At 68.5% G+C, this 13,850-nt stretch carries 11 protein-coding genes; 6 read left to right on the top strand and 5 right to left on the bottom strand.

What is annotated here, in order from left to right; all coding sequences use genetic code 11:
• Positions 1-44: 44 nt before the first annotated feature.
• The 5 genes from ABZZ04_RS28685 to ABZZ04_RS28665 form a co-directional block, all read right to left on the bottom strand.
• A complete protein-coding gene (locus ABZZ04_RS28685; RefSeq protein WP_356935114.1) occupies positions 45-1,142 on the bottom strand; it encodes a dipeptide ABC transporter ATP-binding protein in 1,098 nt (365 codons plus the stop codon).
• A 26-nt stretch (positions 1,143-1,168) separates the two neighbouring features.
• Positions 1,169-2,134 (bottom strand): ABC transporter ATP-binding protein, encoded by a 966-nt coding sequence (locus ABZZ04_RS28680; RefSeq protein WP_356935163.1) that lies wholly within the window; start codon positions 2,132-2,134, stop codon positions 1,169-1,171.
• 71 nt (positions 2,135-2,205) lie between these two features.
• Positions 2,206-3,186 carry an ABC transporter permease gene (locus ABZZ04_RS28675; RefSeq protein ID WP_356935113.1) on the bottom strand — a complete coding sequence of 327 codons (981 nt, stop codon included), beginning with the start codon at positions 3,184-3,186 and terminating at the stop codon, positions 2,206-2,208.
• Positions 3,187-3,273: 87 nt separating this feature from the next.
• The gene (locus ABZZ04_RS28670) at positions 3,274-5,058 is read right to left on the bottom strand and encodes an ABC transporter substrate-binding protein (protein ID WP_356935112.1); all 1,785 of its coding nucleotides are present in this window, start codon (positions 5,056-5,058) and stop codon (positions 3,274-3,276) included.
• A gap of 74 nt (positions 5,059-5,132) precedes the next feature.
• Entirely contained in the window at positions 5,133-6,158 is a 1,026-nt protein-coding gene (locus ABZZ04_RS28665) for an ABC transporter permease (protein ID WP_356935111.1), read from the bottom strand.
• Positions 6,159-6,668: 510 nt separating this feature from the next.
• Between ABZZ04_RS28665 and ABZZ04_RS28660 the strand changes: the two genes are divergently transcribed.
• From ABZZ04_RS28660 to ABZZ04_RS28635, 6 genes are all read left to right on the top strand, one after another.
• Positions 6,669-8,300, top strand: a complete 1,632-nt coding sequence (locus ABZZ04_RS28660; protein WP_356935110.1) for an ABC transporter substrate-binding protein — start codon at positions 6,669-6,671, stop codon at positions 8,298-8,300.
• Between the two features lie 147 nt (positions 8,301-8,447).
• On the top strand, positions 8,448-9,371 hold the full coding sequence (locus ABZZ04_RS28655; protein ID WP_356935109.1) for an ABC transporter permease: 924 nt from the start codon (positions 8,448-8,450) through the stop codon (positions 9,369-9,371).
• A complete protein-coding gene (locus tag ABZZ04_RS28650) occupies positions 9,364-10,338 on the top strand; it encodes an ABC transporter permease (RefSeq protein ID WP_356935108.1) in 975 nt (324 codons plus the stop codon). Before ABZZ04_RS28655 ends, ABZZ04_RS28650 begins: the two co-directional genes overlap by 8 nt.
• A 13-nt stretch (positions 10,339-10,351) precedes the next feature.
• Complete coding sequence (locus tag ABZZ04_RS28645; protein WP_356935107.1) at positions 10,352-11,329, top strand: ABC transporter ATP-binding protein; 978 nt, start codon at positions 10,352-10,354, stop codon at positions 11,327-11,329.
• The gene (locus ABZZ04_RS28640) at positions 11,319-12,626 is read left to right on the top strand and encodes a dipeptide ABC transporter ATP-binding protein (protein ID WP_356935106.1); all 1,308 of its coding nucleotides are present in this window, start codon (positions 11,319-11,321) and stop codon (positions 12,624-12,626) included. Before ABZZ04_RS28645 ends, ABZZ04_RS28640 begins: the two co-directional genes overlap by 11 nt.
• 198 nt (positions 12,627-12,824) lie before the next feature.
• Complete coding sequence (locus ABZZ04_RS28635; protein ID WP_356935105.1) at positions 12,825-13,838, top strand: hypothetical protein; 1,014 nt, start codon at positions 12,825-12,827, stop codon at positions 13,836-13,838.
• Positions 13,839-13,850 lie beyond the last annotated feature (12 nt).

The following is a 13,850-nucleotide window of genomic DNA, read 5'->3' as shown; positions in this document are numbered from 1 at the left end:
TCGGGTCCGTGTCCGCGAGGCCCACCGGGGCCGGGCCAGGGGGGTCAGGCCCCGGCCTCGGGGTCTTCGGCGGACTTGCTCCCGGCCTTGTCGGGCTTCGGCCCGGAAGCGGCCTCACGGGCCTTCGGGACGGCCGGGACGGACTGCGAGTCCTCGGGGTGGTGGCAGGCCGTCAGATGGCCCTCCCGGCTGCCCTCCACCCGCACCAGCGGCGGCGCCTCGCTCGCGCACTTGTCCGTCGCCTTCCAGCAACGGGTGCGGAAGCGGCAGCCCGAGGGCGGGTTGACCGGGGACGGGACGTCGCCGGCCAGACGGATGCGCTCACGGCCCGGGACGTCCTCGGCGCTCACCTCGGGCACGGCGGAGAGCAGCGCCCTGGTGTAGGGATGGCGGGGATTGCCGTACAGGTCCTCGCGGTCGGCGATCTCCACGATCCGGCCGAGGTACATGACGGCGACGCGCTGCGAGAAGTGCCGTACGACGGCCAGGTCGTGGGCGATGAACAGGAACGCGATGCCGAGTTCCTTCTGCAGCTTCTGCAGCAGGTTCACCACCTGGGCCTGGATCGACACGTCCAGCGCCGAGACCGGCTCGTCGGCCACGATCAGCTTCGGCTCCAGGGCGAGCGCGCGGGCCACCCCGATGCGCTGGCGCTGACCGCCGGAGAACTCGTGCGGGAAGCGGTTGTAGTGCTCCGGGTTGAGACCGACGGTCTCCAGCAGCTCCCGCACGCGCGCCTCGCGCCCGCCCGCGGGGTTGATGCCGTTGATCTCCATCGGCGCGGTGATGATCTTGCCGACGGTCTGCCGCGGGTTCAGCGAGGCGTACGGGTCCTGGAAGATCATCTGGATCTCGGAGCGGACCGGGGCCAGCTCCTTGCGCGTGGCGTGGGTGATGTCCTGCCCGCGGTAGGAGATCCGGCCGGCCGTCGGCTCCAGCAGCCGGGTGACCAGCCGGCCCGTCGTCGACTTGCCGCAGCCGGACTCGCCGACCAGGCCGAGGCTCTCGCCCTCGGAGACGGTGAAGTCCAGCCCGTCGACGGCCTGGACCGCGCCGACCGTCCGCCGGATCGGGAAGCCGCCCTTGATCGGGAAGTGCTTGGTGAGTCCGGAGACGTCCAGGAGGGGATCTTTGCTGCTCATGGTGGGGAAGTCCCGTCTCTTGTACGTCAGTTGGGCCGGTTGCCGGCGAAGTCCGTGAAGAACTCGGCGCGCTGCTCGGCGGTGAGGTGGCAGGCGGCACCGCGCCCGGCGGTGAGCTCCAGCGGCGGCTGCTCGCTCGCGCAGCGCCCGCCGCCGACCTGCTCGGTGAACGAGCAGCGCGGGTGGAAGCGGCAGCCGGACGGCGGGTTGAGGAGGCTCGGCGGGGAGCCGGGGATCGGCGAGAGCGGCACGTCGACCGGGCCGTCCAGGCTCGGCATGGAGCCCAGCAGACCCCAGGTGTACGGGTGCTGGGGCGCCCGCAGCACCTCCTTCTTCGTGCCCCGCTCGACGCAGCGCCCGCCGTACATCACCAGGACGTCGTCGGCGATGTCGGCGATGACGCCGAGGTCGTGGGTGATGAAGACGATCGAGGTGCCGGTCTCCTGCTGGAGGTCCTTGAGCAGGTCCATGATCTGGGCCTGCACGGTGACGTCCAGCGCGGTCGTGGGCTCGTCCGCGATCAGCAGCGACGGGTCGCAGACCAGCGCCATGGCGATCATGGCGCGCTGGCGCATGCCGCCGGAGAACTGGTGCGGGTAGTCGTCGACCCGCAGGTCGGGCTGGGGGATGCCCACCCTGGTGAGCATTTCGACGGCCCGCGCCCGGGCCTCCTTCTTGGAGGCGCCGGTGTGCTTGCGGAACGTTTCGCCGATCTGCTTGCCGATGGTGTGGTACGGCGACAGCGAGGCCAGGGCGTCCTGGAAGATCATCGCCATCTTGTTGCCGCGCAGCCGCTCCAGCTCCCGCTCCGACGCGGTCAGCAGGTCCTGGCCGTCGAGCAGGATCTCGCCCTCGATCTCGGTGTGCTCGGGGTGGTGCAGGCCCAGGATCGTCAGGTTGGTGACGGACTTTCCGGAGCCGGACTCGCCCACGATGCCGAGGGTCCTGCCCTTCTCCAGGTCGAAGGACAGTCCGTCGACGGCCTTGACCATGCCGTCTTCGGTGGAGAAGTGCACGCGCAGATCGCGTACGGAGAGGAAGGGGGTGCTCACTGGATCTCTCCCTAGGCGAGGCGGACGCGTGGGTCGATGAGGGCGTAGACGGCGTCGACGATGATGTTGAAGACGACGATCGCCGCTGCCGCGACCAGTACCACGCCGAGAATCAGCGGAAGGTCGTTGTCGGCGACCGCCTTGATGGAGAGCGCGCCGATCCCGTGCAGACCGAAGGTCTTCTCGGTGATGATCGCGCCGCCGAGCAGGACGCCGATGTCGAGGCCGAAGATGGTGACGATCGGGCCCATGGCCCCTCGCCAGGCGAATCTGAAGAACACCGTCCGCCGGGACAGGCCCTTGGCGCGTGCGGTGCGCACGTAGTCCTCGCTCAGCGTCTCGACGAGCTGGGAGCGCGCCATGCGGGTGTAGTTGGCGGTGAAGATCAGCGCCAGCACCAGCCAGGGCAGCAGCAGCCCGGAGAACCAGCCGGCCGGGTCCTCGGAGAAGGGGACCTCCTTGGGGCGGCTCAGGATGTGCCACTGGTCCGCGAGGTAGTACATGGCGACCACGCCGACGATGTAGATCTGCATCGAGGAGGCGATCAGCGACGCCGAGGAGGCGATCTTGTCCAGCGCCTTGCCCTGCTTGACCGCGGCGAGCATGCCGGTGCCCACACCGAAGATCACGAAGACGAAGGCGCTGCCGACGGAGAGGGCGAGCGTCGTCGGGAAGCGGTCGATGATCGTGCCGAGGACCGGCTCGCGGTTGTGGAACGAGTAACCGAGGCACGGTGCGGGACAGTTGCCGAACGAGGTGTAGTCCCGGCCGACGAACACGCCCTGCAACCAGTGCCAGTACTGCACCGGCATCGGGTCGTCTATGCCGAGGTTGCGCTTGACCAGTGCCAGCGTCTCGGGTGTGCACACCTTGCCGCAGGCCACGCGAGCTGGATCACGGGGCGCGATGTAGAAGAGGACGAAAGTGATGGCACTGATGATCAGCAGGATGACCAGTGCGCCGATTGCCCGGCGGATGAGGAAGCGGAACATGGCGATGGATTTCCCTGGCAGACGCCGACGAGGGGGAGTGGAGCGGGCGGGGCGCCGCAGGGGCGCCCCGCCTCGGGAGTGTCGGCGTCAGGCCTTCACGAACAGCTTGTAGAAGACGGCCGAGGAGAACAGCGGGTGGAACATCGCCCCGCCGACCTTCTCGCCGTGGAGGTAGAAGCGGCGCTGGTACGTCTCGGGGATGATCGGCGCCTCCTCCGTCATCATCCGCTTGTCCAGTGCGGCCCAGGCCTTGCCGGCCTCGGTCGGGTCGGCGATGAGGTTGTTCTTCTTGATGGCCTCGTTGACCCAGTCGACGTTCAGCTGCGAGATGTTGTTCGCGCCGTTGGCGATCGTGCTGCCGTCGAAGAGCGGCTGCATCAGGGTGTAACCGGTCGGCCAGTCCGGGGACCAGCCGAACCACATCACGTCGAACTTGTTGTCGATCTGCTGGATCTGGTCGTAGTAGCTGGTGGAGTCCAGCTGCTTGATGACCGGGTCGAAGCCGGCCGCCTTGAGGGCGTTCTCGATGACGACCTTGGTCTTGTCGTAGGTGTTGCTCTGGGGGAAGGCGTAGACGACCTTCTGGCCCTCCTTGCCGGCCTCCTTCAGCAGCTTCTTCGCCGCCTCCGGGTCGCCCATCGGCTTCTTCAGCTTGCCGTAGACGTCGTCCTTGGCGTAGCCGAGGATGTCGGGGCTGAGGATGGAGGTCGCGTAGTCACCGGCCGAGGGACCACCGTAGATCTTGCGGATCTGCTCCAGCGGCCAGGCGTGGATGAGCGCCTGACGCACCTTCACGTCGGTGATCCGCTTGGTGTTGATCGCGTAGTAGTAGATGCCGGTCAGCAGGCCGTTGAAGGTCCGCTTCTTCAGCTCGGGGTCGGTGAGGACCTTCTGGATGCGCTCGGCCGGGACGCCGCTGTACGCCATGACCGCGTACTGGTCGTCGCCGTCGTTGGCGATCAGGCGGTCGGTGGCCTGGAGGGACTCGGGGCCGAACTCGTAGACGATGCTGTCCGGGTACGCGTTGCGGATCGAGTCCGTGTTGGGGTCCCAGTGCGGGTTGCGCACCAGCGTCATGGACTTGTCGACGGAGTGCGCCTTGATCCGGTACGGACCGCAGCTCATCGGGTCCTTGTCGTACTTCTCCTTGGTGTCGCCCTTGACCGGGACGGCCGCGTAGGAGTTCATCGCCAGGGTGAAGTTGAGGTCCAGGCGGGGCTCGGCCAGCTTGAAGGTGATCGTCTTGGCCTTGGCGTCGACGACGACCGAGTCGAGGTGCTTGCCGCCGTACGGGCCCTTGTACTTCGAGCGGTAGTCGCCCGGGCCGACCAGCGCGTTCTGGACGTAGCCGGCGCCCTCGGTGGTGAAGCTGGCGAAGCCGCGCTCGATGCCGTGGCGCACGTCCTCGACGGTGAGCTCCTTGCCGTCCTCCCACTTCAGACCGTCCTTCAGGGTGAAGGTCCAGGTCTTGCCGCCGTCGGACATGGTGCCCGCGTCGGTGGCGAGGTCGCCGACCAGCTTCATCGAGCCGTCCGCGGCGATCTTGTAGCCGGTCAAGCCGCGGATGAAGAGGTCACCGACCGCGGAGTTCCACGAGAAGTAGATGCGCTGCGGGTCCAGGTGCGAGAAGTCGTCCGGGGCGATGCCGCGGATCGTGCCGCCCTTCTTCGCGCCCGCGATCTCGGGGGCCGGACCGGTGGAGTCGGCCTTCGTGCCGACGACGACCGCGCCGGTGTACTTGTCGGCACCGCCGTGCCCGGCGCCGTTGCCGCCCTTCTTGGCCGTGCTGCCGCTGCTGCACGCGGAGAGGACCATCGAACCGCCGGCTGCGACCGACGTGGCGATGACGAAGTTTCTGCGGGAAAGGGACATGGCTTCCTGCTCTGGTCGATGGAGAGAAACGTTCGGTCCGGTGGGCCCCGTCGCCCGGCCGGAGGAAGTGCGGTTCAGCGCTTGGTCTTCGGGTCCAGTGCGTCACGCACCGAGTCGCCCAGCAGGTTGAAGGCGATGACGAAGATCACCATCGAGACGCCGGGGAAGAGCATGAACGTGATGTCGCTCTGGTAGACGTCCGAGCCGCGCTGGATCATCACGCCCCAGTCGGGTGTCGGGGAGGTCAGCCCGACACCGAGGAAGGCGAGGCCCGCCTCCGCGGTGACGTACATGGGCAGCGCGAGCGTGGCCTGGATCAGGATCGGCGTCCAGAGGTTGGGCAGCAGTTCCTTGAAGACGATCCGGAACGGCGAGGCGCCGGTCACCTTCGCGGCCTCGACGAACTCGCGCTCGCGCAGGGCGAGTACCTCGCCGCGCAGGAGTCGGGCGATGGAGGCCCAGCCGAACGCGGTCATGACCGTGATGAGGCTGACGACGGTCAGCCAGACCGGGGTGTTCTCCTCCGGGGAGACCAGGATCGAGATCATCACCGGCCAGAAGGCGATGAAGAAGAGCGTGGAGGGGAAGGCCAGCAGGATGTCGATGACCCGGCCCACGAAGTAGTCGGTCTTCCCGCCCAGGTAGCCCGCGGTGATGCCGACGGCGATGCCGATCACCGTCACCAGCAGGGTGGTCGCGGCGGCGATGAGCAGGGAGTTGCGGATCCCGTAGAGCAGGAAGGTGAAGACGTCCCGGCCGAGTCCGGGCTCGATGCCGAACCAGAAGTCGCCGCTGATGCCGCCGTTGGGCAGTACCGGGTAGCTGAAGTCGTCCAGCAGACCGGGTTCGTTCTGCCCGTACGTCGTGTACGGGTCCTTGCCGTACAGCTTCGCGATCAGCGGCGCGCAGATACCGACCGCGAAGAAGAAAATGACCACATAGGCCGATATCACGCCGGTGCGGTCGCGCTTGAAGCGCCGCCAGGCCATCTTGCCCGGGGACCGTCCGTCGCCGCCCTTCGAGGCGGACTTGTCGGATATCGGCTGCTTCGCGTCCGCCGTCTCAAGTGGCGTGGCTGCTTGCGAGGTTGGAATCGTCATGGTGCTCCTGGCCCGGAGGGTCGAAGGACTCCGCAGGGCAACACCTACGGGCTACCCGGACTTTTTCAACGCAATTCATGCAGGGTCAATGAATGTCCGACGCCCTTGGGGTGCTCTTTGGAAACTTTGCCATTGCATTGCCTTTTCTGGGGCGTGGCTTTGCTTCCACTTGGGTTTTTCGAAGACATGTTCGTCACTTAACGGTCTAAGTCCGGCAATGAGTCCGATATGCGGGCGCTGTTGTCTCGGAATCCGTACATCCGGTCGGACGGGCTCGTGGATGATGCGCATTCGATGCGCAGCCGTTACCTCTCCGCTGTGCGGCGGGCGTCCGGACCTCCCCTTTTCCCGGTCCGCGCGGGGGTGGGGCGAGGAGAAGCGGAGACGGTCGCGCGGTGCCACTCGGGTGGGGCCCCGACGCGCCCGAATGGGTGGAGTAAATGTGCATCATGTCCCTTGTGCGGTGATATTTGACCCCAAGTGAGACGGAGCACCAAGAGGAGGCACTCCATGCGCGGAGCCACACAGGCCAGGTGGGCCGCATGTGCGGTGGTCGTCGCCCTGGCGGCGACGGCATGCGGCGGAGGGGGCGGCAGCAGTGGCGGCGGTGGGGCCGACGGAATCGTGAGCTCCTCCTGGGGGGACCCGCAGAACCCGCTCGAACCGGCGAACACCAACGAGGTCCAGGGCGGCAAGGTCCTCGACATGATCTTCCGGGGTCTCAAGAGGTACGACCCGAAGACTGGCGCGGCCGACAACATGCTCGCCGAGAAGATCGAGACCAAGGACAACCAGAACTTCACCGTCACCGTGAAGGACGGATGGACCTTCAGCAACGGCGAGAAGGTCACCGCGAAGTCGTTCGTGGACGCCTGGAACTACGGCGCCCTGCTGAAGAACAACCAGAAGAACGCCTACTTCTTCGGTTACATCGACGGATACGACAAGGTCCACCCCGACTCCGGAACCTCCACCGCGACCACGCTCTCCGGCCTGAAGACCGTCAACGACCGGACCTTCACGGTCAAGCTGTCGCAGAAGTTCTCCCTGTGGCCCGACACCCTCGGCTACCCGGCCTTCGCCCCGCTGCCCAAGGCCTTCTTCACCGACCACGCGGCCTGGGTGTCCAAGCCCATCGGCAACGGCCCGTACAAGGTCGACAAGTACACCAAGGGCTCGGCGATGAGCCTGCGCAAGTGGGACGGGTACCCCGGCGACGACAAGGCGCAGAACGGCGGCATCGACCTCAAGGTCTACACCGACAACAACACCGCCTACACGGACCTGACGGCCGGCAACCTCGACCTCGTCGACGACGTGCCCGCCTCGCAGCTGAAGAACGTGAAGGCGGACCTCGGCGACCGCTACATCAACACCCCGGCCGGCATCATCCAGACCCTCGCCTTCCCCTTCTACGACAAGAAGTGGGACACCCCCGGCGGCGTCAAGGTCCGCCAGGGCCTGTCGATGGCGATCAACCGGCAGCAGATCACCGACCAGATCTTCCAGAAGACCCGCACTCCCGCGTCCGACTGGACCTCCCCGGTCCTCGGCGCGGACGGCGGCTTCAAGGAGGGGCTGTGCGGCGCGCCCTGCGAGTACGACGCGGCGAAGGCCAAGAAGCTGATCGAGGAGGGCGGCGGCATCCCCGGCGGCCAGCTCAAGATCTCGTACAACGCCGACACCGGCTCCCACAAGGAGTGGGTCGACGCCATCTGCAACAGCATCAACAAGGTGATGGGCGACAACAAGGCGTGCGTCGGCGGTCCCGTCGGCACCTTCGCCGACTTCCGCAGCCAGGTCACCCAGCAGAAGCTGACCGGCGCCTGGCGGGCCGGCTGGCAGATGGACTACCCGCTCATCCAGAACTTCCTCCAGCCGCTCTACTACACCAACGCCTCGTCCAACGACGGCAAGTGGAGCAACAAGCAGTTCGACGACCTGGTCGACAAGGCCAACGCCGAGACGGACAAGGCCAAGGCCGTCTCGACCTTCCAGGACGCCGAGCGGGTCCTGGCCGACCAGATGCCCGTCATCCCGCTCTGGTACCAGAACGGCAGCGCCGGTTACTCGGACCGGATCTCCGACGTCAGCCTGAACCAGTTCAGCGTCCCGGTGTACGAGCAGATCAAGGTCAAGTGACCCGTCGGGGCCGGGTGGCCGGTGTGCTTCCCCGCACCGGCCACCCGGCCCCACCGTCCCGCACCGGCCACCCGACAGGCCCTCACCGTCCCCGACGCGTCACTCCCCAGCCCCGAGTTCCTGACCCCGCGACTTCCGGAGCCCTTCATGGGACGTTATGTGATCCGGCGGCTGCTGCAGATGATCCCGGTCTTCTTCGGCACCACGCTGTTGATCTTCCTCATGGTGAATGTGATGGGCGACCCCATCGCGGGCCTGTGCGGCGACCGCCAGTGCGACCCGGCGACCGCTGCCCAGCTCCGTGCGGAATTCGGCCTCGACAAGCCCGTGTGGCAGCAATACCTCACCTACATGGGCAACGTCTTCACCGGAGACTTCGGCACCGCGTTCAACGGGCAGAAGGTCACCGAGCTGATGGCCACCGCCTTCCCCATCACCATCCGGCTCACCATCGTGGCGATCGTCTTCGAGATCGTCATCGGCATCAGCCTCGGCGTCGTCACCGGCCTGCGCCGCGGCCGCCCCGTCGACACCACCGTGCTCATCCTGACCCTGGTCGTCATCTCCGTACCGACCTTCGTCACCGGCCTGCTGCTGCAACTCCTGCTGGGCGTCGAGTGGGGCGTCATCAAACCCTCCGTGTCGCCGGAGGCCCCCTTCAACGAACTGCTGGTACCCGGGATCGTCCTGGCCTCGGTCTCCCTGGCCTACGTCACCCGGCTCACCCGCACCTCGATCGCCGAGAACGCCCGCGCCGACTACGTCCGCACCGCCGTGGCCAAGGGCCTGCCGCAGCACCGCGTCGTCATCCGGCACCTGCTGCGCAACTCGCTGATCCCGGTCGTCACCTTCATCGGCACCGACGTGGGCGCCCTGATGGGCGGGGCGATCGTCACGGAGCGGATCTTCAACATCCACGGCGTCGGCTACCAGCTCTACCAGGGCATCCTGCGCCAGAACTCCCAGACCGTCGTCGGCTTCGTCACGATCCTGGTCCTCGTCTTCCTGGCGGCGAACCTGATCGTCGACCTCCTGTACGCCGTACTCGACCCGAGGATCCGCTATGCCTGAGCAGACACCGGACGAGGTGATCTCGTCGGCCGGAGCGGGAGGTGTGATGGACCTCGCCCTGGAGGAGGGCGCGACCCTCGAGAAGACGCCGGGCGGCCCCGAGGGCACCGGCCCCGCCGAGAAGCCGCGCAGCCTGTGGTCCGACGCCTGGCGGGACCTGCGCCGCAACCCGGTCTTCATCATCTCCGCCCTGGTCATCCTCTTCCTGGTGATCATCTCGATCTGGCCCTCGCTGATCGCCGACCAGGACCCCCTCGACTGCGACCTGGGCAAGGCCCAGGAGGGCTCCCAGCCCGGCCACCCCTTCGGCTTCGACGGACAGGGCTGCGACGTCTACACCCGGACCGTCTACGGGGCCAGGAACTCGGTCACCGTGGGCGTCTGCTCCACCCTCGGGGTCACCCTGCTCGGCGGGCTGCTCGGCGGCCTGGCCGGCTTCTTCGGCGGCTGGTGGGACTCGGTCCTCTCCCGCATCACCGACGTCTTCTTCGGCATCCCCGTGGTCCTCGGCGGCCTGGTCTTCCTCTCCGTGGTCACCAGCTCCACCGTCTGGCCGGTGATCGGCTTCATCGTGCTGCTGGGCTGGCCGCAGATCGCCCGCATCGGCCGCGGCTCCGTGATCACCGCCAAACAGAACGACTACGTGCAGGCGGCACGGGCGCTCGGCGCCTCCAACACCCGGATGATGCTCCGCCACATCGCCCCGAACGCCATCGCGCCGGTGATCGTCGTCGCGACCATCGCACTCGGTACGTACATCTCGCTGGAGGCGACCCTGTCGTTCCTCGGCGTCGGGCTGAAACCGCCGGCCGTCTCCTGGGGCATCGACATCTCCGCCGCGTCCCAGTACATCCGCAACGCCCCGCACATGCTGCTCTGGCCCGCCGGAGCCCTGGCGATCACCGTGCTCGCCTTCATCATGCTCGGCGACGCGGTGCGCGACGCCCTCGACCCCAAGCTGCGCTGAGGAGCCCGCTGCCATGTTGCTCGAAGTGCGCGATCTGCACGTGGAGTTCCACACCCGCGACGGCGTGGCCAAGGCCGTCAACGGGGTCAACTATTCGGTGGCCGAGGGCGAGACGCTGGCCGTCCTCGGCGAGTCCGGCTCCGGCAAGTCCGTCACCGCGCAGGCCATCATGGGCATCCTCGACATGCCCCCGGGAAAGATCAGCGGCGGCGAGATCCGCTTCAAGGACCGCGACCTGCTGACGATGAAGAAGGACGAGCGCCGGAGGATCCGCGGCCAGGAGATGGCCATGATCTTCCAGGACGCGCTCTCCTCCCTCAACCCCGTGCTCAGCGTGGGACAACAGCTCGGCGAGATGTTCGAGGTGCACCGGGGGATGTCCCGCAAGGACTCCCGGGCGAAGGCCGTCGAGCTGATGGACCGGGTCCGCATCCCGGCCGCGAAGGAACGCGTCGGGAACTACCCGCACCAGTTCTCCGGCGGCATGCGCCAGCGCATCATGATCGCGATGGCGATGGCGCTGGAACCCTCGCTGATCATCGCGGACGAACCCACCACCGCCCTCGACGTGACCGTCCAGGCCCAGGTGATGGACCTGCTCGCCGAGCTCCAGCGCGAGCTGAACATGGGCCTGATCCTGATCACCCACGACCTGGGAGTGGTCGCGGACGTCGCCGACAAGATCGCCGTGATGTACGCGGGCCGGATCGTCGAGTCCGCCCCCGTCCACGAGATCTACCGGGCACCCGCCCACCCGTACACCAGGGGCCTGCTCCAGTCGATCCCGCGCCTGGACCAGAAGGGCCGGGAGCTGTACGCGATCAAGGGCCTGCCGCCCAACCTGCTGCACATCCCGCCCGGCTGCGCCTTCAACCCGCGCTGCCCGATGGCCCAGGACGTCTGCCGGGGCGAGGTGCCGCCGCTGTTCGAGGTGGCCGAGCACCGCGAGAGCGCCTGCTACTTCTGGAAGGAGACGCTCGATGCGCGCTGACGACTCGGCGACCGGCACGGTGCGCGGGGCGGCCGTGGGGACCGGCGAGCCGATCCTGGAGGTCCGCGACCTGGCCAAGCACTACCCGCTGACGCAGGGCATCCTGTTCAAGAAGCAGATCGGCGCGGTCAAGGCCGTCGACGGGGTCTCCTTCGACCTGGCCGCGGGCGAGACGCTCGGCATCGTGGGGGAGTCCGGCTGCGGCAAGTCGACCGTGGCCAAGATGCTGGTGCACCTGGAACACCCGACGGCCGGCGCGATCAGGTACAAGGGCGAGGACGTCACCAAGCTGTCGGGGCGCGCCCTGAAGGCGGTGCGCCGCAACATCCAGATGGTGTTCCAGGACCCGTACACCTCCCTCAACCCGCGCATGACCGTCGGCGACATCATCGGGGAGCCGTACGAGATCCACCCCGAGGTGGCCCCGAAGGGCGACCGCCGCCGGAAGGTCCAGGACCTGCTGGACGTCGTCGGCCTCAACCCGGAGTACATCAACCGCTATCCGCACCAGTTCTCCGGCGGCCAGCGCCAGCGCATCGGCATCGCCCGCGGGCTGGCCCTGAACCCCGAGATCATCGTCGCCGACGAACCCGTGTCCGCCCTCGACGTCTCCGTCCAGGCGCAGGTGGTCAACCTGCTGGACCGGCTCCAGGCGGAGTTCGGGCTCGCTTACGTCTTCATCGCGCACGACCTGTCGATCGTCCGGCACATCTCCGACCGGGTCGGCGTCATGTACCTGGGCCGGATCGTGGAGATCGGCTCCGACGAGCAGATCTACGACCACCCCACGCACCCGTACACCCAGGCGCTGCTGTCCGCCGTCCCGGTGCCGGACCCGACGGCCCGTGAGCACCGGGAGCGGATCATCCTGCACGGCGACGTCCCCTCGCCGGCCAACCCGCCCTCCGGCTGCCGCTTCCGCACCCGCTGCTGGAAGGCGCAGGAACGGTGCGAACTGGAGGTGCCTCTGCTGGCGGTCCCGGCCGTCTTCCGGCTGACGGAGACCATGGCCAAGCACGACTCGGCCTGCCACTTCGCGGAGGAGAAGCAGGTGGTGCCGCCGGAGGGGCTGCTGGAGACACCGGGCGGGCCGGTCGCGCCGGGCGCCGCAGAAGGGACGGACGAGGCGGACGGGGGAGCGGACGGGGCGGGTGCGCAGGGTGTGCCGGGTGCCGCGGACGAGGAAGGGGAGAAAGGCGGCGGGAGCGAGGAAGGGGAGAAGGACGGCGGGAGCGAGGACCCGGACGGGGGCCGGGACGGCGGGGCCCCGCCCGCCGGGAGCAGCCGGGTGAGCTGAGCCCCGGGGCGCGTTCACAGCGGGGCAACCCGGCCGTCCCACGTCCGATACACGGACCCGTCAGCATGGCCGGTGTGCGGCCGTGCGGGTGCCGTGGACCGGCCGGGAGCCCTCACAACTCCCGGCCGGTTGCCCGATCGCGCACCACGCGGGCCAACCCCTTGTCCGACGGAGCGGCGGCGGTGGAGGATCGCTCGCGTGATACTCACTCGGGGGGCAAGGGTCACCGGCGCCGTTCTCTGCGCGGTGCTCGCGGTGATCGTCGCGGGCTGGATCGTACGGGACGTCGGCGCCGTCGACGATCCGGCGCGGCTGTGGAGCCATTGGGCCGGTTACTACGACGCGCGGCTTCCGGCACCACCCGCCACCTCGGCCTACGACGTGGTGTTGTTGCCGGTGTACCTCGCCGCGGCCGTCGCCGCCCTGCGCTCGTCGGTGGCCGCCACCGCGCTGGTCGCGGCCGGGGTGGTCACGATCGCCGTGCGGCTCCCCGGGCTCTGGACCATCGGCGGGAACGGGACGGCCGCCCGGTTCACCGACGACCTGCGCACCCGCGCCCTGCTCAGCGCCTTCGCGGCGCTCGCGGCGGGCATCGCGCTGATCATCACCGCCGGGGCCGGCCGCAGGGCGCCGTACGACTCCTCCGAACGCCTCCCGGCCCGGCCCGGCCGGGGCGCGGGCGTGATCGCCTTCCTGGGCCTCGGCGCGGCGGGGGCGGTCGTGATCGCCTGGGAGATCCGCCAGGCGGTGCGGTTCGCCGACGCCCCCTTCGACGTCTACCCCGACTGGTACGTCGGCGGGGACCGGATCGCGCACGGGCTGATCGACCCGCCGCCCGGCTGGTTCACGGTGGTCCTGGCGCTGCTCTGCCTGTCCGCGGCGGTGAGTGCGTTGGCCCGCGCCGCGCACGCGCGGCCGTTCGGCATGATCGCCGCCGTGCTGCTGCTGTTCGGCGGGGTGATGGGCGTGGCCCGTTCCGTGCACCACGAGCTGCTGGAGCGCTTCGGCGGACTGCCGGTGGAGGAGCAACTCCTCGTGCTGACCTCGTTCTTCGAGGTGGCGGCCGGAGTCGTGGCGCTGCTGGCGATGTCCCTGCCGGGCCCCGCCGACGTCCCCGCCCCGCCCCACCAGGGCTACGGGCAGGGGTACGGCTATCCGCGGCCCGGTGTCTTCGGGCCGCCGCCGCCGTCCCAGCCGCCGCCCGGCTGGTGACGGACCCGCCGC

The sequence above is a fragment of the Streptomyces sp. NPDC006435 genome (genome assembly GCF_040612315.1).
GTDB lineage: Bacteria > Actinomycetota > Actinomycetes > Streptomycetales > Streptomycetaceae > Streptomyces.
Note: the sequence above shows the minus strand (reverse complement) of the source record. Positions and strands in the feature narration are given on the sequence as shown.

Bases quoted from the DNA above. Each gene is read 5' to 3' on its own strand.
- ABZZ04_RS28655 (WP_356935109.1), top strand. From the start codon at position 8,448: ATGGGACGTTATGTGATCCGGCGGCTGCTGCAGATGATCCCGGTCTTC.
- ABZZ04_RS28665 (WP_356935111.1), bottom strand. From the start codon at position 6,158: ATGACGATTCCAACCTCGCAAGCAGCCACGCCACTTGAGACGGCGGAC.
- ABZZ04_RS28660 (WP_356935110.1), top strand. From the start codon at position 6,669: ATGCGCGGAGCCACACAGGCCAGGTGGGCCGCATGTGCGGTGGTCGTC.
- ABZZ04_RS28680 (WP_356935163.1), bottom strand. From the start codon at position 2,134: ATGGTCAAGGCCGTCGACGGACTGTCCTTCGACCTGGAGAAGGGCAGG.
- ABZZ04_RS28640 (WP_356935106.1), top strand. From the start codon at position 11,319: ATGCGCGCTGACGACTCGGCGACCGGCACGGTGCGCGGGGCGGCCGTG.
- ABZZ04_RS28650 (WP_356935108.1), top strand. From the start codon at position 9,364: ATGCCTGAGCAGACACCGGACGAGGTGATCTCGTCGGCCGGAGCGGGA.
- ABZZ04_RS28685 (WP_356935114.1), bottom strand. From the start codon at position 1,142: ATGAGCAGCAAAGATCCCCTCCTGGACGTCTCCGGACTCACCAAGCAC.
- ABZZ04_RS28670 (WP_356935112.1), bottom strand. From the start codon at position 5,058: ATGTCCCTTTCCCGCAGAAACTTCGTCATCGCCACGTCGGTCGCAGCC.
- ABZZ04_RS28675 (WP_356935113.1), bottom strand. From the start codon at position 3,186: ATGTTCCGCTTCCTCATCCGCCGGGCAATCGGCGCACTGGTCATCCTG.
- ABZZ04_RS28645 (WP_356935107.1), top strand. From the start codon at position 10,352: ATGTTGCTCGAAGTGCGCGATCTGCACGTGGAGTTCCACACCCGCGAC.